Raw genomic sequence first — 23091 nt, 5'->3', positions numbered from 1 at the left:
CAAATTGATTGGACGGGTTTGCTGGAATGGTTAACATCACTGAGCTGCAAAAGTCATTGATCACAGGCCTAATTTTGGCCGGTGGACGAGCTACCCGCATGCAGGAGTTAGACAAAGGCTTACAGATTTTTCGGGACGCTACTTTAATTGAACACGTCATCAAGCGCTTCGCTCCCCAAGTCAATAGCATCATCATTAATGCCAATCGCAATCAGCCAACGTATAGTGAATTGGGTTATCCAGTGGTCAGCGATGTGCGTGCCGATTATGCTGGGCCGCTAGCAGGGTTGGAAGCAGGTTTGCTTGCCTGTGAAACACCGTATCTGCTGACAGTGCCCTGCGATTCCCCATTTTTGCCGCTGAATTTAGCCAGCAAGCTGATGCACGAGTTAGAGCGAACCAATGCCGACCTGGCAATGGCCTGCTCAGGAAATTCAGCCCAACCATGTTTGCAGCCGGTATTTTGTTTAATAAAGACGATGCATTTAAATCGGCTTCAGGCTTATTTAAACGGCGGTGGTCGCAAAATGAGTGGCTGGTTCGACGGACTCACGATGACGCCCGTCTATTTTGAGAACGAGACGGAATTCACCAATTTAAATACGTTGGACGAGTTAGGCCTGTATTCACCTTAAAACACGATTCGTTTTTATTCAGAATTTGTCTCAAATAATTATCTACTCCATGCCAGCAAACCAGCCGCCTATCCCTACATTGCGTTCCGTCGCGCAAGTGCAATCCGAGATCGCACGAAGCATCGAAGCGATCACAGCGACTCAGCAATGCACGCTTAACGCCGCCCTAAACCGGATTTGTGCCGAGGATGTGATTGCACCGATTAATGTGCCCTCGTTTGATAATTCTGCGATGGACGGCTACGCCTTCTGCTCCGAGGATATAACCGAATGCAAACATTTAGCGATCGTTGGCAGCGCACTTGCAGGACGGCCGTTCGAGACTACATTAACCGCTGGACAAGCGATTCGCATCACAACCGGCGCTAAAATTCCAGCCCGTTGCGACTCCGTTTTGCCGCAAGAATTGGCAACCTTAATTTCGACCGACACGTTGGACCTTACCGCAACACTTGTGCGGTCCGGGCAACATATCCGCCGGTGTGGCGAGGACATAAGCCAAGGTTCCATCGCCATTCATAAAGGAACTCGCTTAGGTCCGGCGGAGCTTGGATTGCTGGCTTCGCTAGGATTTTCAGCTATCCATGTTTTCCGTCCGCTAAAGGTCGCCATTTTTTCGACCGGCGATGAATTGCGTAGCTCTGAAGGCGGGAATCAAGTGGGTTCTACCAACGCCACAATTTACGACAGCAATCGCGTGACGTTACATGCCATGTTAAGCCGGTTAGGTATCGAGGTAGTTGATTTGGGTATTTTGCCCGACGAACCCAAGCAACTCGAAACAGCATTACGCCACAGCGCCAATGATGTGAACGCGATCATTACTTCAGGCGGCGTTGCGGGAGGCTCGGCTGATTTCACTAAACAAGTCTTTAGTCGCTTGGGCGACGTGCATTTCTGGTCAATTAATATGCGCCCCGGCAGACCCTTAGCGTTTGGCCCAACGCATAAAACAAACGATGCGAAGCACCCAACCTATTTATTTGGATTGCCGGGCAATCCAGTAGCAGTCATGGTTAGCTTTTATTTTTTTGTGCGACCGGCCTTACAACAGCTCGCTGGCGAAAATGCGATCGCTCCGCTTCAGATTAGCGCAGTTGCACAACATGACATTGCGAAAAAATTAGGGCGCGCTGAATTCCAACGCGGCTACTGCTATCGCAACGCCCAAGGTCAACTGGAAGTCAAGATTGCGGGAGATCAAGGCTCAGGAATATTGAGTTCCATGACTAAGGCAAATTGCATGTTGATCTTACCGGAAGATCTGCCCACGATTCGCGCCGGCGCAACAATTCCAGTTGTATTGTTTGAAGGATTGATTTGAATCAACAAGGCTATGACCAGTGAAAGATATGATGAATCATGTTTAATCACTGGAGAAAATAGCATGAAAAAAATCACTTTAGCCTTCGCATTAGCAGCAATTGGTTGCACCTCTGCCAGCGTTATGGCGCAAGAAAGCCCTTGGCTCGTGCGCGCACGTGTGGTCGATATTAATACCGCCAACAAGTCAGATCCGGTGCCTGCACTTGGCTTGCCAGCAGACCAAATTAATGTATCGAACAAAGTTATTCCTGAATTCGATATCACTTATTTCTTTACACCAAATTGGTCATCGGAATTGATTTTGACCTACCCACAAAAACACGATGTTTCTGTGAACGGCCTTGGCAACATTGGAACGGTCAAACAATTGCCGCCAACCTTGACTGCACAATACCACTTTTCCCCAGAACAACAAATTAGCCCGTATCTTGGTTTAGGCGTTAATTACACCAATTTCTCTGACGTTAATTTGGCGCACGGAATTACCTTATCGAGTGGCAGCTGGGGCTACGCTTTGCAAGGCGGTGTTGACTACAAATTGGATAAAAACTGGTCGCTCAACTTTGACGTGAAATATGTTGAAATGCGCAGCAACTTGTATGCTGGCGGCTCCACAGTAGGCAATATCCAAATTAATCCATGGTTGATTGGTGTTGGTGTTGGCTATCGTTTCTAATTGCGTGTTGTAGCCAATTTATACGCATCTAAACGTAAAAAAGCCGCGCATCATTGCACGGCTTTTTTCGCTTTTAACGTAGAATTTTAATCGTCCAAACTTTGCCGCACTTGTTCAAAAAAACAAATTGCCGCACATGCCGCGACATTAAGTGATTCTATTTTTCCCTGATGCGGAATCGTAATTTGCTCGGTCGCGCAATCCATTAATTGATCTGACAATCCCTGCCCTTCGTGCCCAAACATCCAAATGACGGGACGATTTAAATTGACTTGATATACCGTTTGCGCCGCATACGAACTGGTCGCTAAAACGGGGATACTGCCCGTCGCAACCAGCGGATTTAAGAAACTCAGTAAATCGGTATTTTCATAAATACGCAGCAAAAAATGCGCGCCCATTCCCGCGCGTAGTACTTTCGGCGACCAAGCCGAGACCGTGCCGGGGCTACAAAAAACATGTTCGATACCCGCCGCCGCAGCGCTGCGCAAGAGCGACCCAACATTGCCGGGATCTTGCAAGTTGTCCAAAACCACGGCAGTTTCATTCAATTGATTTGGCGGACTCAGTGTCGGTATGGATGCCACAAAAAAAATCCCCACGCCATGCTCAACTTGGCTCAATTGTTCATATAAACCATCCGACAAAACCAATGCATTTTCAGCGCTCGCGAGCAAAGCGGCGACCTCCGGATTTTGTTGCGAGGTTTCGCTCACAACACACCAAACTGGCTGCCCACTATGCTCCAAATAGGCCTGACACAAATGGACTCCATCGAGTATCGTCAAAGCCGCCTTACGGCGCGCCTGGGAGCTGCTGGCAAGCTGTTTTAATTCTTTGAACAGCGCATTTTCACGTGAAGTAATATGTTTCATTATTTGCCCTCAGATTGGCCCAACAATGTCCGAACCGGTGCATAGCTCACCCGGTGCACCGGCGACACTCCATGCGCTCGCAGCCGCTCCAAATGCAATGCAGTGGGATAGCCTTTGTGCTGATCAAACGCGTAGTCAGGATATTGTTGATGTAATTCCATTAGCGCCGCATCGCGCGCAGTTTTCGCCAAGATAGACGCCGCCGAAATCGCTTCCACTTTATCGTCCCCTTTAACGATCGCGTGCGCCGCCATAGCGAGCTTTGGGCAACGATTGCCATCAATTAACGCGAGCGTCGGCTGCACCGACAAGCCCTCTACTGCGCGCTGCATGGCTAACATCGTCGCTTGAAGAATATTAATTTGGTCAATTTCCTGCACCGATGCTTCGGCTACCGACCACGATAATGCGTGTTGCTTTATTTCAATCGCCAATTGGTCGCGCTTAGCCTCACTGAGCTTTTTTGAGTCGCGCAAGCCCTTAATCGGATTATTTGGGTCAAGGATTACCGCTGCCGCAAATACCGAACCCGCTAACGGTCCTCGTCCAGCCTCATCCACGCCGCAGACTTGATGCGCCGACAAATCGAATTCGTCGCCAAACAAATCAAGTTCATAGTTACTCATTGCACCACTCCAGAACTTTTTGTTCGTTTAAAAAATAATGACAAAGCTGCTGATCAACATCTCGATTAGCGGAATGAATCACGCCATCGGATGCTCTGCGCGCAAACAAAACCGGCACTAATTCATCGTATAACTGAACCAAATCGGGAAATTGATCAACGTCGATAACGTCAATTTGATAGTCAACTTTTTGACTTTGACTATCAAGCAACGTTTGCAACGCAGCGTACATATCTTCGCAAAGATGGCAATACGAGCGGCTGTAAAGGGTAAAAATTAAAGATGCCATTTTGTTGGTGCATTGGGTTGTTACAGAAACGCAAAAGGCTGCACGTGGGTGCAGCCTTGCGAAGAGTTAAGGGAAAATTAAAATCTATTTCGCATTGCTAGGACGCAGTGGCACAAACTGGGAAGAATCGCCACGACGAATTAAAACAACCGCTACTTTTTTCGGATCCAATTTGGCCACCAACGCTTTAAATTGCTTAGCATCTTTAATGTCGTTGTTGTTAAGCTGCGTAATCAAATCACCGGGTTGAATACCAGCATAAGCAGCGCTACCTTCCACGCTATCAACAATTACCCCTGATGTCACTTTGAGATCACGTTTTTGATCGTCGGTTAAATCAATGACGTACAACCCGATTGAGTTTGAATCGGTCGCCTTGTCATCGTCAACTGCAGCAGCTTTGGCCGATTTGTCTTGCTCCATTTCGCCTGTCACCAGACTAACAGTACGTGTTTTACCTTTGCTAAACAATGTCACCGTCGATTTGGTGCCCGGTTTGGTATTAGCAACGAAACGCGACAAATCACTCCATTTCGTCACCGGCTGACCGTTAAACTCCAACACGATATCGCCGGCTACGATTCCCGCTTTATCCGCAGGCAAACCGGGCTCAACCATACTAACAAAAGCGCCCTGCCCCTTAGTTAAGCCGAACGATTCAGCAACGTCTTTGGGTACCTCGGCCAACAACACACCAATGCGGCTGCGGCTGACTTTGCCGTTAGTTTTTAACTGTTCAACCACCCGCATCGCGTCATCAATTGGCACAGCAAATGAAATCCCCATAAAGCCACCAGAGCGGCTATAAATTTGGGAATTGATGCCAATCACTTCGCCCTTCATATTGAGCAGCGGTCCGCCCGAATTACCAGGATTTACTGCCACATCGGTTTGAATCAAATTAAGCAAATCGCCTGTATCACGTGATTTGGCGGAGATGATTCCGGCTGAAACAGTGTTATCCAGATCGAACGGCGAACCAATCGCGACTACCCATTCACCCGGTTTGATTTTGTCCGAATCACCGATAGTCAGGAACGGCAGTTTAGATCCATCGATTTTTAAGATTGCCACATCAGAGCGCTTGTCCATACCGACCACTTTAGCCTTAAATTCACGCTTATCAGTGAGTTTGACATAGACCTCATCGGCTCCATCAATCACATGGGCGTTAGTCAAAACTGTACCATCCTGAGAAATGATAAATCCTGAGCCAATACCACGAGGAACTTCTTCTTCGCTACCTTCAGCCTGCGGCGCTTTGCGCTTGCGCGGCGCTGTTCCTGGCGCTGGTTGCTGCGGAATTGGCACACCGAAGAAACGTCTGAACAGCTCCTGCATCTGCTCATCAGCCGGATTGCCCGATTGATTGATCGATACTTTTTGCGTGGTTCGAATATTGACTACCGCTGAACTCGTTTTCTCAACTAAATCAGTAAAATCGAACGCGGGAACCGCAGCAGCAGGAGTTGAAATCACCATTCCGGCAACTGGAACAGCTAAAAAAAGTGCTGTTGATAACGACGCTGCAATAAAAGTGGAAGAGAGTTTTTTCATAATTAAATCAAAGTTGATAGGCTTAAAAGAAAATAATTTTAATCGACATTTTGATTGAATGTGTAAAGCAGACTCAACCTTTTATTTCGCTTTGTATTCGATTGAGTCAGAAATTAACTTGATGGAAGTCATCGGCACTTCGCCCACAATTGTCACCCAAAAATCACCCTGCTTACGAGAGAAAATGGTGGTCGCGCCTTGCTGGTTGACTGCGTTATGTTGATCCTCATTAACTGGCTCAATAAAGACCGAAACGGTCGCTAATCCGTCCGAAAACACCAGTTGCAAGACCTCGTGGAACGCAAATTTATCTTTGGAATTAGGCTCAAAATGATAGGAGATTAACCGCCGCACTTCACGAATTTTCTTGAAGCCGGTTGGTAACTTCTTCACCGCCCAACCAGACGATGTAGAAACCGTCACCGCGCCTTTGACAGCTTTCCAATCTTTGGTGTTTTGGTACGAAGTTTTTAAAAGATTTTCATCCACCGCGCCGAAATTAACCGAGCTAAATGAAATTTGCTCCAACACTTTGTTAGTCAAATCAGTGGTCTGCGTTTGCAGCATCAAATTGTTTTGCAAGGCTGCACAAAAACGATAACCAAATCGCAGCGCATCTTTAGGTTCGACAATAATAACGCGGCAATCATTGCCGGCAATACGCGCTATTTCTGCCAATTTGAATGAATAGTGCTCAGATAAATTCGCGCCGTTAAAAGCCAAGACAGCAGGAAAATCGTCTTGCTGTTGACGCTTCTCGGTGCGAATTGATTTGGAATCCGGTTGATAGCTGACGATATCTTCGTTATGCCGTGTATATTCACGTGCACGCCCATCCAACCGAGCCACTTTTTCCCATTCATCACCGTCGTCATAGCGATGCGCAATACTGGAGGAGAAAATTTTATTATCCTGCTGCAAAACAAATGTTCCAGAATAATTATTTTTCTGTGACGCGAGATGCATTTTCTGCAGCAACGCTAAAGCATCCGAGGATTCATCAGCATAGACCGATGAAAAAGGCAGCAGAAAACTCAGTAAAAAGAATAGCTTTCTCATTTTTTGCCAGCTTCGGGTGCATTGGCCGTTGTGTCGTAATCAGCTGCACCATACATTGAATTTGAATGGTGTTGGTGAGCGGCTAAATAGCTATCTAGCACTGGATCGCGCAGCATTCTCGGATCAGATGGAGAGGATTGGTTTGGTCGACTTACTGCGCCGCGCAACTGTGTATCGGACAATGCCGCCAATTCGGCTTTAGGCTGACTAGTCTTATTTGATGCCGCATTGACGGTTGAGAATTGTCCCGCGTAATAAGGAGCACTAGTTTCCGCTCCATCTTGTCCAGCAAACCGCGGCACGACGATTAATGCGAATATGAACATCGCGGCGACAGCGTAAGCCGTTTTCGGGCTAACCGCAAAGCTTGGTTTGCGCTTGGGGAGAAGATGAATCGGTCCTTCGTCTAGCCGCGCTTGCAACCGCGCAGAAAAATCAGCACTCATTTCAATGGATAAATCGTCGGAGCTTAATATGTCACCGATCTGATGATAGATTTCCCATTGGCTTTTATTTTCCGCCAAGCGCAATTCGCCCAGCAGGGAATCCAATTCCTGATCTAAATATTGCCCGTCTACCAGCGCCGATATTTTTTCTTGAGTTATTAAATTTGTAGTCATAGTATTCAAATCTTCCCTAACTTTTTAGTTACCAGCGCTTGTCTGTGGCAGTTCCTAGCAACGGTCTAATCTTGTTGGCAATTGTTTCGCGCGCCCTAAAAATTCTGCTGCGCACGGTACCAATCGGACATTCCATCATTTCAGCAATTTCTTCGTAACTCAAACCATCGATTTCACGCAGAGAAATCGTAATCCGTAAATCTTCTGGCAACCCATTCATGGCGGCATTAACGGTTTCAGCCAGTTGTTTAGAAGCCAGTATTGATTCCGGGGTAGTCGCTTCGCGCAGTCCGCCAGCTTCTTTAAACGATTCAGCTTCTTGGGCATCCGTATCCGATAATGTTGGTACGCGCCGCCGTTGAGCGACCAAATGATTTTTAGCTGAATTTACTCCGATTCGATACAGCCAGGTATAAAAAGCAGATTCGCCTCGAAAATTAGGTAACGCTCGGTACGCCTTGATAAATGTATCTTGAACAATATCTTCTGCCTCTGCCTGATTTTTTACAAAATACAAAACAAGTCGCATCAATTTTCGCTGATATTTCAATACAAGTAACTCAAACGCACGTTTATCGCCATTTTGTACACTTTCGACCAACAATTGATCTATATCGCGCTCTGTCGTCACTGCGCCCCCTTTGTTCGCTCAATGTTTCCATGGGGCATAAAATATAGACTTTGGGCACTATTTTTAGTTCCGTAAATCATCATTTTTGAATTCCGTACAATATTTCAGTATTCTTTAACTGGCAATAATTTGATGGCTAACGTTGGTTAGACCAAACATTTAAAACAACTTACCAAACTGGTTCAATCACGCTCGAGCCGCTCGGCGAGAAATGAGGTTTATATAAGTTGCACTATCCCTTTAAACATTGAACTGAATTTTACTTTTAAAGTGGCTCTGTTTGAGCATGTTTCACTATCCAGCGACAAGCAATCGACAAGCGTCTAAAGTCATCATTGGAAAGAGCGTCAGAGAGTATCACTAAATTGACATTTTCGTCACATTCTAAGCTTTGTAGTCTTAAAAATAATATTTTTGGCCACAATGTCGTTCCCGATAGCAATTTATAGACATTATTATCATGACATTTGTGCGAAACTTGGTTGCCGGCGTACCCATCAATAGAACAACAACGCAGTTGCCCTTGACCTAAAACGAGCAAATGCCAGCTGCGAACAGAATATTGCAAATATTGGCGAAAAGAAAGGAAACTCGCTAAGGCACAAATCACCACTGCAAAAACTTGAACACTCAGCAATAACTGAGTTTGTGTGCAAAGGTAGCCGGAAATAAATAACAGACAGAAAGAAAAGAATATTGCACAAGACCGCAATATTTTAGAAGGATGTACAAAAACAGAAAGCGCGATTGACACGTTTAGGCTAAAAAGACGAAAAAATAGCGGCTAATATAAGTTAGCCGCTATTGAATCAAATCTAGTTAAACTTTACCAAAAACCAAGGTTCCGTTGGTGCCGCCGAACCCGAATGAGTTCTTGACTGCGACGTTAATTGGCATTGATCTCGCTGTGTTAGCGCAGTAATCGAGATCACATACTGGATCTTGATTAAAGATATTGATGGTTGGAGGTGATGTTTGGGTATGCACCGCCATGACAGTAAATACCGATTCCAAACCACCAGCTCCGCCCAACAAATGACCAGTCATTGATTTAGTGGAGTTAACAACTAGCTTTTTGGCATGATCACCAAAAGCGCGTTTAATGCCGACTGTTTCAGCTAAATCGCCTAACGGAGTAGAAGTGCCATGAGCATTGATGTAGTTGACTTGGTCTGCATTAACTTCCGCATTCTTTAGCGCGGCATTCATACAACGACGAGCGCCATCGCCATCTTCTAATGGTGCTGTCATGTGATACGCATCGGCACTCATACCAAAACCCAAGACTTCGGCATAAATCTTTGCGCCACGCGCTTTTGCATGCTCGTATTCTTCCAAAATCATTACGCCCGCGCCCTCGCCCAACACAAAGCCGTCGCGGTCTTTATCCCAAGGACGGGAAGCTGTAGCCGGATCATCATTGCGAGATGACAGCGCGCGAGCCGATGCAAATCCACCCAAGCCAAGTGGCGACATGGTTGATTCAGCACCACCAGCAACCATCACATCTGCGTCACCATACTCAATCATACGAGCGGCTGCGCCGATGCAATGCAGGCCAGTCGTACAAGCGGTAACGATAGAGAGATTCGGGCCTTTTAAACCATATTTAATGGATAAATGACCGGAAATCATATTAATGATTGATGCAGGAACGAAAAACGGGCTGATGCGACGTGCACCGCGATTGAGGTATTCGGTGTGAGTTTCTTCAATCAATGGCAAACCACCGATTCCAGAACCAACCATAACGCCGATACGCTCGGAATTCTCATCAGTGACAACAAGGCCACTATCTTGCATTGCTTGCATGCCAGCAGCTAAGCCGTAATGGATGAAGGTATCCATATGACGCGCTTCTTTGGCTGGGATGTAGTCTTCGATTTGAAACCCTTTAACTTCGCCGCCAAAATGGGTGGAAAACGGTGAGGGATCAAACTTGGTGATGGTGGCAATACCTGACTTGCCTGAGGTAACTGCTCCCCATGTTTCAGATAATGTATTACCTACCGGTGACACGCAGCCCATTCCTGTGACTACGACACGACGATGTTGCGAGCGGCTCAAGCGGTTCTCCTAGAGTCGGTCAAATGATTTAACACAGAAAACTGTTGTTTCGATTGTTATTTAATGGGGATAACGTTGGCGGCAATAAACTTAGGTCCGTTGCGCATCATGTCATCACCCATTAGATCAACAGCAAAGTAATTAATTACGCTTTTAAGTGCGCTGTAGCGTAGTCGATTGCTTGTTGTACTGTTGTGATTTTTTCAGCTTGTTCGTCTGGAATTTCCATTTCGAATTCATCTTCCAAAGCCATAACCAATTCAACCGTGTCTAAAGAATCAGCGCCCAAATCATCAACAAAGGATGATTCTGTCTTGATGTCGGCTTCAGCTACGCCAAGTTGTTCGGCTACAATTTTTTTTACACGTTGTTCGATATCTGACATATATGTCTCCATGGTGGTGTTACAGAAAGTGCGCGCATTTTAACAGAGTTATGCGCAAAAAAAAGGGGTTTAATTAAATTGCGAATTATCTTCGCATATCTTTATCTAAAATCAGCTAAATTACGCTTAAAATTAGAGACAAAATACTAATTGAAATTATTTCCTAATATCAACTTAGATACATTCCGCCGTTTACGTGCATCGTTGTACCGGTCACATACCCAGCTTCCGCCGAAGCTAAAAATAAGGCCGCTGACGCAATCTCTTCAGGACGGCCTAATCGACCCAGCGGAATTTGCTGCAATATCGCACTAGACTGCTGCTCATTGAGCGCTTTGGTCATGTCTGTATCGATAAAACCAGGAGCAATACAATTCACCGTTATATTACGACTACCAATTTCGCGGGCTAAAGCGCGGCTCATACCTGCCACACCGGCTTTTGCGGCGGCGTAATTGATTTGCCCTGGATTACCGGCTGAGCCAACCACTGACGTGATGTTAATAATACGCCCGTATTTGGCTTTCATCATGGTGCGCAATACAGCGCGTGACAAACGACCGACTGCGGTTAAATTGGTCGCAATCACAGCGTCCCATTCTTCATCTTTCATGCGCATGGCCAGTTGATCTTGCGTAATTCCGGCGTTGTTCACCAAGATTGATAAACCTGAGAATTCTTTTTGAATTTTTTCAACCAAGGCCACGCTATCGGCGGCATTGCATACATCCAGCACTTCGCCTCGTGATTGTCCAAATTCAGACAAATACCCAGAAATATTTTCTGCTCCGCTGGCTGTCGTTGCCGTTCCAATTACTGTCGCGCCCTGCTGCGCCAGCAATGTTGCAATTGCACGACCAATGCCACGCGAAGCGCCAGTTACTAAGGCTACCTGACCAGTCAAATTAAATACTGCACTCATTCTTTTATCTCCGAAATTAGGCGCGGCTTGAGGCCACTACTTTGGTCAGTGAAGCATCATCAAATATGGCATCGCCAATTAAATCTGGGTTAATGCGCTTGACCAGTCCAGCCAAGACCTTGCCCGGACCGCATTCAATGACATGCGTCACGTTTTGCTGCGCCATGGACTGAATTGTCTCTACCCAACGAACAGGGCTAGCGGCCTGACGAACCAAGGCATCTTTAATCGCCGACGCATCAGCAACTACCGCAACATCAACGTTATTAATTAAGGGAATATGCGGCTGACCAAACGATACGTCTTCTAAATACTCTCTCAATCGGTCTGACGCTGGCTTCAACAAGGAAGAATGGAATGGTGCAGAAACCGGCAACACCAAAGCACGTTTTGCGCCGCGCGCTTTAGCGGCTTCGCAGGCGCGCTCAACCGCTGCTTTATGACCTGCAATCACAACTTGCGCTGGCGCATTAAAATTGACTGGCTCAACGACTTCACCTTGAGCCGATTCTTCGCATGCCAGACGTACTTCCTCGTCCGACAAACCTAAAATCGCCGCCATGCCACCAACGCCAAAGGGAACGGCTTCTTGCATGACTTTGGCACGGAATCGAACCAACGGAACCGCATCCTTAAATGCCAATGCACCGGAGGCAACTAATGCGGAATATTCACCCAAACTATGACCAGCAACCAAAGAAGGTTTTACCCCGCCCACTTCCAACCATGCGCGATAGCAGGCCACAGCGGCAGTCAACATCACGGGTTGGGTATTAATGGTTAAGTCTAATTCTTCTTTCGGACCTTCATTAATCAAGCGCCCCAAATCAAAACTCAATGCGTCAGACGCTTCAGCGACGGTCGCTTGCACGATCGGATGATCAGCAAAGCCATTTAACATACCAATGGCTTGCGAACCTTGACCGGGAAATACAAAAGCAAATTTATTCATAATTAAAAATGTGACGTTCAAAAATAGGATTACGAATAGCCAACTAAGATAGCATTATAAAATTACATCCGTACGACAGCAGCACCCCAAGTAAAGCCGCCACCAACACCTTCCATTAACACAGTTTGCCCTAGCTTGATCCGCCCATCGCGCACCGCCACATCTAACGCTAACGGAATTGAAGCTGCGGAGGTATTGCCGTGTTGATCGACCGTAGCCACAACTTTTTCTAGCGGCAAATGCAATTTTTTTGCCGTGCTTTGCATGATACGAATATTGGCTTGATGCGGCACCAACCAATCGATGTCAGCGGATGTCATTTGCGCCGAGCTCAACACTTCTAGCGCGACTTTCTCTAATACCGAGACCGCAATCTTAAACACGGCTGGTCCATCCATGTGCACGTACGGACTACCAGCAATGGCGCCACCAGCGGCCTTACCCGGCACACTCAAAATGTGCGAATAATTTCCATCGGCGCGTATCTTGGTTGCCAAAACACCTGGCTCCTCCGACGCCGACAGCACCACTGCGCCAGCGCCGTCGCCGAATAATACACAGGTCGTGCGATCTTTAAAATCTAAAATGCGCGAAAACACTTCCGCACCAATAACTAAAACATGTTTATGGTTACCCGACTTAATCATTGCATCAGCGATGGATAACGCATAAATAAATCCGCTGCATACTGCCTGCACATCAAAGGCGGCGCTATTACCAAGGCCAAGCTTACGTTGAACGATGCACGCGGTACTGGGGAAACCACCCAAATGATCCGGTGTTGAGGTGGCTAAAATAATTAAGTCAATCTGGCTTTTATCTAAGCCAGACGCCTCAATCGCGCGCTCACCGGCAAGCACCGCCAAATCGCTGGCGCAGACATCGTCTTCGGCAAAATGGCGCGCTGAAATCCCGCTGCGACTAACAATCCACTCATCCGAGGTTTCGATTCCTTGCGCTGCTAATTGCTGGGCTAAATCGTGATTAGTGACGCGTTTGGGAGGCAAATAACTACCGGTACCGCTAATTTTGCTATACAGATTCATGCTATTTTTACTCATTTTTTAATTGGAATACTTTATCTAAATTAGGGCGAGCCAATCCAAAATTGGCTGCCTTTTCAACTAATTTCAGGAGAGCCGAGCTCGCATGGCGAAGACTCAATCGCAATCTCTGGCGCAGCGACCAAAGCTGCCATTGCCAACTCGATGCGATTAATCACGCCATTTTTGGCCGCGTCATAGGCACGCTGAATTGCCCACTCAAAGCTGTACGCATCTGCGCCGCCATGGCTTTTAATCACCAGCCCGCGCAAACCGAGCAAACTTCCACCGTTATAACGCGAGGGATTGAGTCGCTTACCGATGGTAGTCAGCGCACTTTTTGCAATCAAGGCGCCCAACATCGTGAGCCAGTTGCGTTTGAATTCATGCGTAAGAACCGTTTTAACAAAACGCCCTAAGCCCTCAACGGCTTTTAACGTGACGTTACCAACAAAACCATCGCACACGACGATATCGGTCGTACCAGCAAAAATATCATTACCTTCGACATTGCCATAAAAGTTGAGCACGCCCTTGGCATGCTCTTCCCGCAGCAATTCGGCCGTTTTTTTAACAACGTCATTGCCTTTAATATCTTCCTCGCCGACATTCAATAAGCCTATCGTGGGCTTATCCTGACCTTCTACCGCTGAAAACAATGCTGCACCCATAATCGCAAACTGGCGTAAATGCTCTGGCTCGCAATCGACGTTAGCACCCAGGTCGAGCATGTAAGTTGGCTTATCTTTTTGATTGGGGAGAATGCTGCAAATCGCGGGGCGATCAACATTGGGGAGAGTTTTTAGCACATAGCGAGAAATCGCCATCAAGGCGCCCGTATTACCAGCCGACACGCACACATCTGCGTTAGCGTCTTTGACCTGATTAATTGCCAAGCGCATCGAGGAATCTTTTTTGCGGCGCAACGCCACCTCCAAAGAATCTTCCATTGTGACGATTTCGCTCGCATGAACAATTGAAATTCGCTCTTGCGAATCTGCTTTTAGTTTCTTTAACTCAGAGCGAATAATCAGTTCTTGGCCGACCAAAATCATTTGCACATCTTCTGTACGCTTAACAAAAGAAACTGCCGCCGCCACCGTCGCAGCCGGGCCATGATCACCGCCCATGCAATCAATTGAAATACGTATGGTCATTTTTGTCGAAGTCTCCGAAATTCAAGATTGACTAGGTTGTTGACTGTGCTCATTAAATTATTTCCATTCGCGCAAACGAATGTGAGTTTACTATTTCCAGCAGTAAATAATTTAAAAATAAAATAGATCAATCAGACACAAAAAAAGCGGCGCCAAGTAATAACTGGTAACGCCGCCTTTTTTAATTACTTACTTAGCACAACGAAACACTGTGTTTGAGTAAATTCGTTGACTAAAATCGTCGAGTAAATTACTCGTCGTTTTTAGTTTTCAGTACTTTACGACCACGATAAAAGCCATTTGGGCTGATATGGTGACGCATATGTGTTTCACCTGTTGTTGGCTCGATAGACAACTGTGGTGCGACTAAAAAGTCGTGGGAACGATGCATACCGCGCTTAGACGGGGTCTTTTTGTTTTGCTGAACAGCCATGATAACTCCTAATACTCGAACTAAAGTTCTGAAATTTTAACATATCCGGCCAGCCAACTCGTCGTCCCAGCCAAGAATCCTTAATACTTATTTACTACCAGATCAGTTTTTAATCTTTCCTACCGGTTTTGCGATCAAAAACTGGTCCTTCAATGCGGCAAAGGGCGACTCCTTCTTTGCAGTCGCAAATGCATCAAGTTTCTCCTTCGTGGGACAAACCTCATGCTTTGGCGATAGCGGAATAGCTAACAGTGCCTCATCCTCAATCAATACCAAGATATCGAATGCCTTGCTTCCTACGATTACTTCAATTTCATCGTCTTCCAGAGATGCGTCTATTTCATCGGCAGTTTGTTCGTCTTTGGCAAGAATAATCTTGGTGCTGGACTGAATCTGGAACACAAACGGAGTTAAGCAACGCTGACACATTAATTGCACTGTTCCGGTGACCGTCAAATTAAGTAGTGGATAGCCGTTCGCATGCGAACCTCCAACCAATTGCCACTCAATTCCACCTTCATCAGAAACACATTCTGCGCGCAATCTGGTTAGCTCTGGAACGGTTAATTTACCCGCTTGTTGCTCCCCAGCTCGGCAAAACGCAAACGCATCAATGATCAGCATAATGCATTACATCCTTAGAAAACCTGCGATAATAACAGCATTATCCCTTTTACGTCAAAGGTTTACATAAAAAATGGCTGTCTTTCACCACGAAAACCGCATCATACTCGCTTCAAGCTCGATTTACCGCAAAGAATTATTGTCAAGATTAAATCTTCCGTTTGAAGTCATCGTGCCTAACATCGATGAAACAGCCTTGCCCGACGAAACTCCGCAAGCCACCGCCTTGCGTCTAGCCGAGCAAAAAGCCATTGCCGTGGCAAAAATTGCACCAGAAGCAATTATCATCGGCTCGGATCAAGTGGCCACCTTGGACAACATTCATATCGGCAAGCCTGGCAACCACGAAAAAGCCTTAGAGCAGCTCAAAATGATGTGCGGCAAGCAAGTGATTTTTCACACTGCATTGTGTGTTTATCAGCATCGCCAACCAACACCGCTAATTCAAGTGGAAAATTGCCAAACCAAAGTGAGCTTTCGCGACTTGCCCGATGCCGAATTAGACGCTTATTTGCGCATTGAACAACCTTACGATTGTGCAGGTAGCGCTAAGAATGAGGGCTTGGGAATTGCGATTTTGGAACGCATTGAAAGTGATGATCCGACTGCGTTGACCGGCTTACCGTTGATTACCCTGACCAGCATGTTACGCAGGGCCGGCGTGCGCTTTTTTGTCTAACTAACTCAGGCTTGGATTATTGCTCGCCCTCAGCCGCGACATCTGAGGTTTGCTGGGCTTGCTTCATTTCCGTTACAAATTTCACTACGGCATTTCTAATCGAGGTTAAAACACTGGCGGAATTGAATGGTTTCACAATAAACCCGCGCACGCCATGCTCTTGCCCGAGCCGAATTCCATCGGCATCAAAACTGTTGGAGACAAGAAAAAAAATTGTTTTGGGTAATTCTTGTCGCAAATTGTCTAAAACTTCCATCTTGTCGCCATCAACCAATTCCAAATCCATGCAAACGAGCTGCGGTTTGAGCTTCACCATGCGAGCAATTCCTTGCGCTGTCACATTGCTATCGCCAATAACTTCGTGCCCGCCATTGGTCAGGACAGAAATTAATAAGCCCCGAGAAATAGAATTCCCGTCCATCACAACCACTTTTAACATGGCTCATTCTCCAAAATTCTTTTTATGCAACAAAATCAATGTAGGTCAGTAAACCTAACAATTCATTCTTTAACAATAAGATGAAAATTTACCACTTGCAAGTTTTGCTTTAACGAAATAATGACTTTCTTAGCTAGGCAATATTTCTTACAATGCTTAGTCACATTTAAACACCTACAATTCTTTACATTTCTCATGTCATCCTAGCACTGCATGAGAACGCTAATAATTGCAAGGCAGTAACTAGTTGAACTGGCCTACAGCGTTTCAATTCACACTGATTATTTAGGAAAAAAAATGAAAAACAGCACCCTTATCGGCGGCATCTTGGTTGTTGCCGCAACAACCCTGCTTTCAGGCTGCGTCGTTGCACCAGCGCAGGTACATTACCGTGCCGCAGTCGTATACCCAGACGTTGCACCTCCACCGGTGGTTACCTACGTTGCACCACCTCCACCGCAAGTCGAGGTCATTGGCGTTCCGCCGGTGCAAGGATATTTCTGGATTAATGGCGTTTGGTTGTGGGAAGGCGGACGTCATGTTTGGCATCCCGGACACTGGTCTGCGCCGCGCCAAGGTTATGAATGGGTTCCGCATCATTGGCACCAAGTTGGCGGTGAGTGGCATATGGATGGCGGCCATTGGAGACGTTATTAATCAACGACCTGCAAGTTAAACTGTAATTTGCCCTCTCAATTCAGTCTGGTCTGAAATGGACCGGACTGAATCGCACCGTATCTGTTTTACTCCCACCTCCCCTCGAAGTTATATCCAAAGGCCTAAGCTTTCGGTTAGGATTCATGCTTTCCGTCGAAATTATTAACAATGGCTATCAAACTCCAAAAAGAGAACGAGGAACGCTTACTGGGCTCGTTGCAACGATTTTTTAGTGCCCAAATGGATGAAGACATTGGCACATTGAAGGCCAAATTATTGTTAGATTTTTGCCTTCGAGAAATAGGACCCAGCATCTATAATCAGGCCATTGCGGACGCACAGTCGCAGCTACAAGACCGCGTCGCCGAATTAGACATTGCTTGCCATGAAGAAGAATTTTCCTATTGGAAAAAATAACTAGCGCGTCACCGCGCGCGATCGGCCCTTGATACCCAAACCAAAGCTGATCTGCACTACTTCCAACAAAGACTCATTATGCGTTTAAAAGACACTCGTGCCACTTGGCATCTGGCTTGGCCGATTGCCGTTGGTCAAATCGCAACAACCGGTACAGCATTCGTTGATGCCGTGATGGCGGGCCACGTTTCGGCTGGCGACTTGGCCGCTGTTTCGGTTGGCTCATCGATTTGGGTGACGTTAATCGTGACCATAATGGGCTATTTGTTAGCTACTAGCCCTCTGGTGGCGCAAAAAGTTGGGGCAAACGAAACTAGATCAATTCCCGCGCTGATTCAGCAGGCCTTGGCGCAAGCACTTATCTTGGCTGTCGCCGCCTGGGTAATTACCCGCTTAATTACGCCGATTTTTCCCCATCTTGGTTTAGAGCCCGAAATCGCTCATAAGGCAGGAGAATTTCTCAAAGCGATTACTTGGGGCTTGCCCGCCTTTGCTTGCTACCGAGTTTTGTACAGTTACAGCGCGGCGCTCAATCAAACCAAGCCGATGATGGTGATTTCTATTTGCTGCCTGCTATTAAATATTCCGACCAACTGGATCTTAATTTACGGTCACTTTGGCTTTGCAGCACTCGGCGGCGTCGGCTGCGGTTGGGCTACGGCGTTTTGCGTGTGGGTCAATTGCATTCTGCTCGCGCTATGGATAGTCAATACCAAACGCTACCGCGATACGCATCCTTTTCGAACTTGGCAAGGTTGGCAGTCGATCGTTCAAAAGCAATTATTTAAACTTGGTTTGCCAATTGGGATTATGTTTTTAGTCGAGGTCAGTGCCTTTAGCTTGATCGCCTTAATCATCGCCAAACTAGGCACGGCTTCGGTTGCAGCACATCAGATCGCGCTCAATTTTAGTTCGTTGACTTTTATGGTTCCGATGGCAGTAGGAACCGCTTTGACGGTGCGAGTCGGGCACGCGGCTGGTGCAAAAGACTATGTGCTGGCGCGAGCGATTGGGCAAAACGGGAGCCGTTTGGGTTTATTTATCGCCGTGGTTAGCGGTGGATTAATGATTTTTGCCTCGAATTGGATTGCCCATTGGTATACCCAAGATAGCGACGTATTGGTGCTGGCCGGACAATTAATCGTACTCGCTGGGATTTTTCAGTTTTCCGATATTACCCAAGTCGTCAGCGCCGGAATTTTACGTGGATACAAAGTTACCCGCGCTCCGATGATTATTCACATGACCGCGTTTTGGATTATTGGAATGCCTCTCGGTTATGTGCTGACATTTGGATTCAAATTTAGTGACTTTTCGATTGATCCAATGGGCGTGCGCGGTTATTGGATAGGCTTAATTATCGCCCTCACCTTCACTGCCCTTTCCTTACAATTATTGTTCCGGCGCGCCAGCCAGCGTTATATCTTGCGGCACCATGAAACAACGCGATAAGTTAATCCACAACGCGCCACTTCCGATTCGGGATGGCGTTGCGCCTAGCTATTTGTGGCTGCAAAAAGGCAATTGGAAAACGTTATTGGAATTTCTAACGCAGCGCTTTCCCGACGTGAGCGCGGCGACTTGGCAAGATCGTATGCTGCGCGGGGAAGTGGTCGATGATGGGGGAACGCCGTATTCAGCGGATAGCCCTTATCGCTGGGGCGGACGGATTTTTTATTACCGTGAAATTGACGCCGAAACACCGATTCCTTTTGAAGAGCACATTCTTTTTCAAGATCAGCATATTTTGGTGGTCGATAAGCCGCATTTTTTACCAGTCATTCCCACTGGTCGATTTCTGCACGAAACCTTGTTGGTGCGCTTAAAACGCAAACACAATTTGCCCGATCTAAGCCCGATCCATCGGCTTGATCGGGAAACGGCAGGCGTGATGATTTTCTCACTCAATATTGCTAGTCGCGGCGCCTATCAATTCCTATTTCAACAGCGCGGCGTAACCAAACAATACGAAGCGCTGGCTGGCGACTTAGCTGACTATCAAGCTCCTTTTATTTACCGCAGCCGCATGGTGGAAGGAACGCCATTTTTCCGCATGCAAGAGCAAGCTGGCACGCCCAATTCTGAGACGCATATTGAACGGTTAGAACTGCTAAGCCAAACCGCGCATCCGAACGCAATTTACCGCTATCGACTACATCCCGTGACCGGACGCAAACATCAGCTCAGAGTGCATTTATCCGCGTTGGGCATTCCGATTTTGAACGATGATTTTTATCCGGTAGCGCTGCCTTGCAAAGCCGATGACATGACGCGCCCATTAAAATTATTGGCGCGCTCAATTCAATTTATTGATCCGCTGAGTGGACAAGAGCGTTATTTTGAAAGCGCGCGGCAGTTGGATTGTTAAATTCGTTTGACCCAACACGTCAACGCAACACCGCCACACCTTTGATTTGCGCAAATACCGCCAAGCCAACTTTGAGGCCCAATTGATCTAACGATTTTTGCGTAATACGGGCCAACAAACGCACGCCAGCCGCATCAAGTTCCAACATAAATAATCCCGCACTATCTTGATTGATCTGGGCGATTTTTACAGGAATTGTATTGAGGATGCTTGAACCGTGTTGCGGCACAAGAGACAAACTGACATCACGCGCTTGAATACGTAGTCGCACTTCTGTATTCATATCAAGAACCGAATCGCGACTTTGCGGCAAAAAGATAGAACCGCCAGCAAAATCAAACTGACTGAGCTGATAGTGCGGGTCGAAACTAGCCATGCGCGCAGCAACTATGGCAAATGCATGGTCGCCATGTGCGTAGGGTAAATCGGCACGCGACAAAATCTCAAACACATCAGCTTGAGCAAACACTTTTCCACCTTCGAGCACCAGCACCTGTTGAGCTAAATGCGCGACTTCTGACATCGCATGACTGACATACAAAATCGGCAGCGATAATTCATTACTTAATCGATCAAGATAGGGCAGCACTTCTGCTTTACGCGACTCATCCAAGGACGCGAGTGGCTCATCCATTAACAACAAATCTGGGCTGGTCGCCAGTGCGCGTGCGATCGAGACGCGCTGTTTTTCACCGCCCGATAACGTTGTGGGCGAGCGCTTGAGCAATTGAGCTAGACCCAGCAAATCGACAGCTTGGGTTAATGAAATTGTGCGCTGTGCGGTGCGCCGCAATCCAAACTCCAGATTCGCTTGCACCGACAAATGCGGAAATAAACTCGCTTCTTGAAAGACCAATCCAACCTTGCGCTGATAGGTCGGCAATCGAATTCGACGCGTATCGTCTTGCCACGACACGCCATTTACATTCACCAATCCAGCAGCCGCTGACTCCAATCCAGCGATGCAACGCAGCAGTGTCGTCTTGCCCGCACCCGACGCACCGACAACGGCGGTAATGCCGCTACCCGGCAATGTTGCCTTCACCGATAAAATCGGGTGGTGCAATTCAAGGTGAATATTGTGCGTCATGACAAATAACCTCGCGCCGCCTCGGTTCTCCCTGCATTCACGCGGTACAGCAGCAGCAAAACCACAAACGAAAACAGCAATAATATCGCGGCCAAACTATGCGCTTGGGCGTACTCCAGCGCATCGACATGATCATAAATTTGCACCGAAACGACGCGAGTTTTGTCGGGAATATTCCCACCTATCATTAACACCACACCAAATTCGCCCACAGTATGCGCAAAGCCCATGACCAGCGCCGTGATGTAACCCGGTTTGGCCAACGGCACAACCACGGAGAAAAAAGTATCCAACGGCGATGCGCGCAAGGTGGCGGCGACTTCTAGCGGTCTTGGCCCAATGGCTTCAAACGCGTTATACAAAGGCTGCACTACAAAAGGCAAGGAATACACCATGGAGGCCAGCACTAAACCAATGAATGTAAAGGGTAAAACGCCCCAGCCCAGCGATTGGGTTAGCTTACCAAAAGCACCGTTTGGCCCCATAAACACCAACAAATAAAAGCCGATCACGGTGGGCGGTAAAATTAACGGCAGCGCGACGATGCTGCGAATCGCAGGCTTTAAGCGCGACTGGGTTCGGACTAGCCACCAAGCCAAGGGAGTACCTAGCAGCAGTAAGGCAATAGTCGTAATACTGGCAAGCTTTAAGGTCAGCCAGATCGCGCCTAAATCAGCGGCCTCCATCAAAATTGATACCCAAAGGATTGCATGATGGCGCGCGCTTTATCGGTTTTTAAGAAAGCCAGCAGGGCAGCCGCCGCCGGATTATCTTTGCCGTGCTTGAGCAGAACGGCATCTTGCCGGATCGGGCTGTACAAGTTGTCTGGGACGAGCCAATAGGAACCTGACTTGAGCGTATTGTTTTCCCAAATTTGCGACAAGGCCACGAAGCCCAACTCGGCATTGCCGGTTGAGATAAATGAGTAAGTTTGCCCAATGTTTTCGCCTTGCACCAATTTTGGCGCGATCGAAGTATTCAGATTTAGCGCAGTTAAGACCTCCATCGCCGCCGCGCCATATGGCGCTTGCTTGGGCGAGGCAATCGCCAAATGGGCAAAACTGCCCTGCTTTAACACAGCACCACGTCCATCAACCAACGTCGGATTGGCTGACCACAACGCCAGCTTACCGATTGCGTAGGTGAACTGACTGCCCGCTAAAGCGGATTGTTCTTGAACGAGTAAGGTCGGCGTCGCTTGATCAGCGGACAGCAGAATATCAAACGGCGCGCCGTTTTTAATCTGTGCGTAAAACTTGCCTGTGGCGCCGACCGACAGATTGGCTTTGTGACCGCTTATCTGCTCAAATTGAGTAGCGATTTGTTTCATCGGCGCGGCAAAATTAGCTGCCACGGCGACCTGCACTTCCGCTGCCAGCGCGTCAAAGCAGAACAACGCCGACACTAACAAAACAATCCGACACATGACTTGGCGCAGCATAAACTTCCCCTGATTACGTATTTCAATAGGGGAAGATTTTAGCATGTTGGCAAAGCGGTTTAGGGAACGATAAAACGTGGTAAAAAACTGAGGAAATGAAGAGTCGATCAGCAATCTGATCAA

Annotated in this window: 28 protein-coding genes; 8 read left to right on the top strand and 20 right to left on the bottom strand. The window is 47.2% G+C overall.

Annotated elements, in window-relative coordinates; translation table 11 throughout:
- The first annotated feature begins 26 nt into the window (after nucleotides 1-26).
- The 3 genes from mobA (at nucleotide 27) to E2I14_RS02370 (ending at nucleotide 2637) form a co-directional block, all read left to right on the top strand.
- Nucleotides 27-635, top strand: coding sequence for a molybdenum cofactor guanylyltransferase MobA (mobA, locus tag E2I14_RS02380; RefSeq protein WP_133325042.1), 609 nt, complete (start codon nucleotides 27-29; stop codon nucleotides 633-635).
- Nucleotides 636-684: 49 nt separating this feature from the next.
- Nucleotides 685-1959 (top strand): molybdopterin molybdotransferase MoeA, encoded by a 1275-nt coding sequence (moeA, locus tag E2I14_RS02375; RefSeq protein ID WP_133325040.1) that lies wholly within the window; start codon nucleotides 685-687, stop codon nucleotides 1957-1959.
- 63 nt (nucleotides 1960-2022) lie between these two features.
- The gene (locus E2I14_RS02370) at nucleotides 2023-2637 is read left to right on the top strand and encodes an OmpW/AlkL family protein (RefSeq protein ID WP_133325038.1); all 615 of its coding nucleotides are present in this window, start codon (nucleotides 2023-2025) and stop codon (nucleotides 2635-2637) included.
- Between the two features lie 86 nt (nucleotides 2638-2723).
- Here the strand turns inward: E2I14_RS02370 and E2I14_RS02365 are convergent, their stop codons facing one another.
- From E2I14_RS02365 to E2I14_RS02295, 16 genes are all read right to left on the bottom strand, one after another.
- A complete protein-coding gene (locus tag E2I14_RS02365) occupies nucleotides 2724-3512 on the bottom strand; it encodes a TrmH family RNA methyltransferase (protein WP_133325036.1) in 789 nt (262 codons plus the stop codon).
- Nucleotides 3512-4138, bottom strand: coding sequence for a ribonuclease HII (gene rnhB, locus E2I14_RS02360; protein WP_133325034.1), 627 nt, complete (start codon nucleotides 4136-4138; stop codon nucleotides 3512-3514). The genes E2I14_RS02365 and rnhB overlap by 1 nt, the downstream gene beginning before the upstream one ends.
- Nucleotides 4131-4427 (bottom strand): glutaredoxin family protein, encoded by a 297-nt coding sequence (locus E2I14_RS02355; protein ID WP_133325032.1) that lies wholly within the window; start codon nucleotides 4425-4427, stop codon nucleotides 4131-4133. The genes rnhB and E2I14_RS02355 overlap by 8 nt, the downstream gene beginning before the upstream one ends.
- Nucleotides 4428-4511: 84 nt before the next feature.
- Nucleotides 4512-5984, bottom strand: a complete 1473-nt coding sequence (locus E2I14_RS02350) for a Do family serine endopeptidase (protein ID WP_133325029.1) — start codon at nucleotides 5982-5984, stop codon at nucleotides 4512-4514.
- Nucleotides 5985-6065: 81 nt separating this feature from the next.
- On the bottom strand, nucleotides 6066-7043 hold the full coding sequence (locus E2I14_RS02345) for a MucB/RseB C-terminal domain-containing protein (protein WP_133325027.1): 978 nt from the start codon (nucleotides 7041-7043) through the stop codon (nucleotides 6066-6068).
- Nucleotides 7040-7663, bottom strand: coding sequence for a sigma-E factor negative regulatory protein (locus E2I14_RS02340; protein ID WP_133325025.1), 624 nt, complete (start codon nucleotides 7661-7663; stop codon nucleotides 7040-7042). Before E2I14_RS02340 ends, E2I14_RS02345 begins: the two co-directional genes overlap by 4 nt.
- Nucleotides 7664-7691: 28 nt before the next feature.
- Nucleotides 7692-8294: an RNA polymerase sigma factor RpoE gene (gene rpoE, locus E2I14_RS02335; protein ID WP_133325023.1), complete on the bottom strand. Its 603-nt coding sequence runs from the start codon at nucleotides 8292-8294 to the stop codon at nucleotides 7692-7694.
- A gap of 265 nt (nucleotides 8295-8559) precedes the next feature.
- Nucleotides 8560-9048 (bottom strand): protein YgfX, encoded by a 489-nt coding sequence (locus tag E2I14_RS19945; protein ID WP_406675694.1) that lies wholly within the window; start codon nucleotides 9046-9048, stop codon nucleotides 8560-8562.
- A gap of 65 nt (nucleotides 9049-9113) precedes the next feature.
- Nucleotides 9114-10361 carry a beta-ketoacyl-ACP synthase II gene (gene fabF / locus E2I14_RS02330; RefSeq protein ID WP_133325021.1) on the bottom strand — a complete coding sequence of 416 codons (1248 nt, stop codon included), beginning with the start codon at nucleotides 10359-10361 and terminating at the stop codon, nucleotides 9114-9116.
- A gap of 145 nt (nucleotides 10362-10506) precedes the next feature.
- On the bottom strand, nucleotides 10507-10746 hold the full coding sequence (gene acpP / locus E2I14_RS02325) for an acyl carrier protein (protein ID WP_105532873.1): 240 nt from the start codon (nucleotides 10744-10746) through the stop codon (nucleotides 10507-10509).
- A 169-nt stretch (nucleotides 10747-10915) separates the two neighbouring features.
- Complete coding sequence (fabG, locus tag E2I14_RS02320; protein ID WP_133325019.1) at nucleotides 10916-11668, bottom strand: 3-oxoacyl-ACP reductase FabG; 753 nt, start codon at nucleotides 11666-11668, stop codon at nucleotides 10916-10918.
- 16 nt (nucleotides 11669-11684) lie between these two features.
- On the bottom strand, nucleotides 11685-12620 hold the full coding sequence (gene fabD, locus E2I14_RS02315; RefSeq protein WP_133325017.1) for an ACP S-malonyltransferase: 936 nt from the start codon (nucleotides 12618-12620) through the stop codon (nucleotides 11685-11687).
- A gap of 62 nt (nucleotides 12621-12682) precedes the next feature.
- Nucleotides 12683-13666, bottom strand: a complete 984-nt coding sequence (locus E2I14_RS02310; protein WP_133325015.1) for a beta-ketoacyl-ACP synthase III — start codon at nucleotides 13664-13666, stop codon at nucleotides 12683-12685.
- A 74-nt stretch (nucleotides 13667-13740) separates the two neighbouring features.
- Nucleotides 13741-14820, bottom strand: a complete 1080-nt coding sequence (gene plsX, locus E2I14_RS02305) for a phosphate acyltransferase PlsX (protein ID WP_133325013.1) — start codon at nucleotides 14818-14820, stop codon at nucleotides 13741-13743.
- A gap of 250 nt (nucleotides 14821-15070) precedes the next feature.
- Nucleotides 15071-15253 (bottom strand): 50S ribosomal protein L32, encoded by a 183-nt coding sequence (gene rpmF, locus E2I14_RS02300; protein WP_105532868.1) that lies wholly within the window; start codon nucleotides 15251-15253, stop codon nucleotides 15071-15073.
- A gap of 102 nt (nucleotides 15254-15355) precedes the next feature.
- Nucleotides 15356-15877 (bottom strand): YceD family protein, encoded by a 522-nt coding sequence (locus tag E2I14_RS02295; RefSeq protein WP_133325011.1) that lies wholly within the window; start codon nucleotides 15875-15877, stop codon nucleotides 15356-15358.
- 73 nt (nucleotides 15878-15950) lie between these two features.
- On the opposite strand from E2I14_RS02295, the gene E2I14_RS02290 reads away from it, so the two are divergent.
- Nucleotides 15951-16556, top strand: a complete 606-nt coding sequence (locus E2I14_RS02290; RefSeq protein WP_133325009.1) for a Maf-like protein — start codon at nucleotides 15951-15953, stop codon at nucleotides 16554-16556.
- A gap of 16 nt (nucleotides 16557-16572) precedes the next feature.
- Here E2I14_RS02290 and E2I14_RS02285 read toward each other — a convergent pair whose 3' ends face one another.
- Complete coding sequence (locus tag E2I14_RS02285; RefSeq protein WP_133325007.1) at nucleotides 16573-16995, bottom strand: ANTAR domain-containing response regulator; 423 nt, start codon at nucleotides 16993-16995, stop codon at nucleotides 16573-16575.
- 297 nt (nucleotides 16996-17292) lie between these two features.
- Between E2I14_RS02285 and E2I14_RS02280 the strand changes: the two genes are divergently transcribed.
- The 4 genes from E2I14_RS02280 (at nucleotide 17293) to E2I14_RS02265 (ending at nucleotide 20437) form a co-directional block, all read left to right on the top strand.
- Nucleotides 17293-17652: a YXWGXW repeat-containing protein gene (locus tag E2I14_RS02280; RefSeq protein WP_133325005.1), complete on the top strand. Its 360-nt coding sequence runs from the start codon at nucleotides 17293-17295 to the stop codon at nucleotides 17650-17652.
- 168 nt (nucleotides 17653-17820) lie between these two features.
- Complete coding sequence (locus E2I14_RS02275; protein WP_133325003.1) at nucleotides 17821-18069, top strand: DUF2164 domain-containing protein; 249 nt, start codon at nucleotides 17821-17823, stop codon at nucleotides 18067-18069.
- A 78-nt stretch (nucleotides 18070-18147) separates the two neighbouring features.
- Complete coding sequence (locus E2I14_RS02270; protein ID WP_133325001.1) at nucleotides 18148-19521, top strand: MATE family efflux transporter; 1374 nt, start codon at nucleotides 18148-18150, stop codon at nucleotides 19519-19521.
- On the top strand, nucleotides 19505-20437 hold the full coding sequence (locus E2I14_RS02265) for a pseudouridine synthase (protein WP_206105563.1): 933 nt from the start codon (nucleotides 19505-19507) through the stop codon (nucleotides 20435-20437). Before E2I14_RS02270 ends, E2I14_RS02265 begins: the two co-directional genes overlap by 17 nt.
- A gap of 19 nt (nucleotides 20438-20456) precedes the next feature.
- Here the strand turns inward: E2I14_RS02265 and modC are convergent, their stop codons facing one another.
- Genes modC through modA form a run of 3 tightly spaced genes read right to left on the bottom strand, consistent with a single transcriptional unit; the run spans nucleotide 20457 to nucleotide 22968 of the window.
- Nucleotides 20457-21527 carry a molybdenum ABC transporter ATP-binding protein gene (gene modC, locus E2I14_RS02260; protein WP_133324999.1) on the bottom strand — a complete coding sequence of 357 codons (1071 nt, stop codon included), beginning with the start codon at nucleotides 21525-21527 and terminating at the stop codon, nucleotides 20457-20459.
- On the bottom strand, nucleotides 21524-22213 hold the full coding sequence (modB, locus tag E2I14_RS02255) for a molybdate ABC transporter permease subunit (protein WP_133324997.1): 690 nt from the start codon (nucleotides 22211-22213) through the stop codon (nucleotides 21524-21526). The genes modC and modB overlap by 4 nt, the downstream gene beginning before the upstream one ends.
- Nucleotides 22213-22968, bottom strand: coding sequence for a molybdate ABC transporter substrate-binding protein (modA, locus tag E2I14_RS02250; RefSeq protein ID WP_227544557.1), 756 nt, complete (start codon nucleotides 22966-22968; stop codon nucleotides 22213-22215). Before modA ends, modB begins: the two co-directional genes overlap by 1 nt.
- Between the last annotated feature and the right edge of the window lie 123 nt (nucleotides 22969-23091).

The organism is Sapientia aquatica (genome assembly GCF_004358105.1).
GTDB classification, from domain to species: Bacteria; Pseudomonadota; Gammaproteobacteria; order Burkholderiales; family Burkholderiaceae_D; genus Solimicrobium; species Solimicrobium aquaticum.
This window is presented reverse-complemented; position numbering and strand designations above follow the sequence as displayed.

Bases quoted from the DNA above. Each gene is read 5' to 3' on its own strand.
- E2I14_RS02295 (WP_133325011.1), bottom strand. From the start codon at position 15,877: ATGCTGATCATTGATGCGTTTGCGTTTTGCCGAGCTGGGGAGCAACAA.
- E2I14_RS02310 (WP_133325015.1), bottom strand. From the start codon at position 13,666: ATGAATCTGTATAGCAAAATTAGCGGTACCGGTAGTTATTTGCCTCCC.
- fabD (WP_133325017.1), bottom strand. From the start codon at position 12,620: ATGAATAAATTTGCTTTTGTATTTCCCGGTCAAGGTTCGCAAGCCATT.
- E2I14_RS02350 (WP_133325029.1), bottom strand. From the start codon at position 5,984: ATGAAAAAACTCTCTTCCACTTTTATTGCAGCGTCGTTATCAACAGCA.
- rnhB (WP_133325034.1), bottom strand. From the start codon at position 4,138: ATGAGTAACTATGAACTTGATTTGTTTGGCGACGAATTCGATTTGTCG.
- E2I14_RS02370 (WP_133325038.1), top strand. From the start codon at position 2,023: ATGAAAAAAATCACTTTAGCCTTCGCATTAGCAGCAATTGGTTGCACC.
- modB (WP_133324997.1), bottom strand. From the start codon at position 22,213: ATGGAGGCCGCTGATTTAGGCGCGATCTGGCTGACCTTAAAGCTTGCC.
- E2I14_RS02345 (WP_133325027.1), bottom strand. From the start codon at position 7,043: ATGAGAAAGCTATTCTTTTTACTGAGTTTTCTGCTGCCTTTTTCATCG.
- plsX (WP_133325013.1), bottom strand. From the start codon at position 14,820: ATGACCATACGTATTTCAATTGATTGCATGGGCGGTGATCATGGCCCG.
- E2I14_RS02365 (WP_133325036.1), bottom strand. From the start codon at position 3,512: ATGAAACATATTACTTCACGTGAAAATGCGCTGTTCAAAGAATTAAAA.
- moeA (WP_133325040.1), top strand. From the start codon at position 685: ATGCCAGCAAACCAGCCGCCTATCCCTACATTGCGTTCCGTCGCGCAA.
- E2I14_RS02290 (WP_133325009.1), top strand. From the start codon at position 15,951: ATGGCTGTCTTTCACCACGAAAACCGCATCATACTCGCTTCAAGCTCG.
- E2I14_RS02285 (WP_133325007.1), bottom strand. From the start codon at position 16,995: ATGTTAAAAGTGGTTGTGATGGACGGGAATTCTATTTCTCGGGGCTTA.
- E2I14_RS02265 (WP_206105563.1), top strand. From the start codon at position 19,505: ATGAAACAACGCGATAAGTTAATCCACAACGCGCCACTTCCGATTCGG.
- E2I14_RS02270 (WP_133325001.1), top strand. From the start codon at position 18,148: ATGCGTTTAAAAGACACTCGTGCCACTTGGCATCTGGCTTGGCCGATT.
- E2I14_RS02275 (WP_133325003.1), top strand. From the start codon at position 17,821: ATGGCTATCAAACTCCAAAAAGAGAACGAGGAACGCTTACTGGGCTCG.
- E2I14_RS02355 (WP_133325032.1), bottom strand. From the start codon at position 4,427: ATGGCATCTTTAATTTTTACCCTTTACAGCCGCTCGTATTGCCATCTT.
- fabG (WP_133325019.1), bottom strand. From the start codon at position 11,668: ATGAGTGCAGTATTTAATTTGACTGGTCAGGTAGCCTTAGTAACTGGC.
- mobA (WP_133325042.1), top strand. From the start codon at position 27: ATGGTTAACATCACTGAGCTGCAAAAGTCATTGATCACAGGCCTAATT.
- acpP (WP_105532873.1), bottom strand. From the start codon at position 10,746: ATGTCAGATATCGAACAACGTGTAAAAAAAATTGTAGCCGAACAACTT.
- E2I14_RS02280 (WP_133325005.1), top strand. From the start codon at position 17,293: ATGAAAAACAGCACCCTTATCGGCGGCATCTTGGTTGTTGCCGCAACA.
- E2I14_RS02340 (WP_133325025.1), bottom strand. From the start codon at position 7,663: ATGACTACAAATTTAATAACTCAAGAAAAAATATCGGCGCTGGTAGAC.
- modA (WP_227544557.1), bottom strand. From the start codon at position 22,968: ATGCTGCGCCAAGTCATGTGTCGGATTGTTTTGTTAGTGTCGGCGTTG.
- modC (WP_133324999.1), bottom strand. From the start codon at position 21,527: ATGACGCACAATATTCACCTTGAATTGCACCACCCGATTTTATCGGTG.
- rpmF (WP_105532868.1), bottom strand. From the start codon at position 15,253: ATGGCTGTTCAGCAAAACAAAAAGACCCCGTCTAAGCGCGGTATGCAT.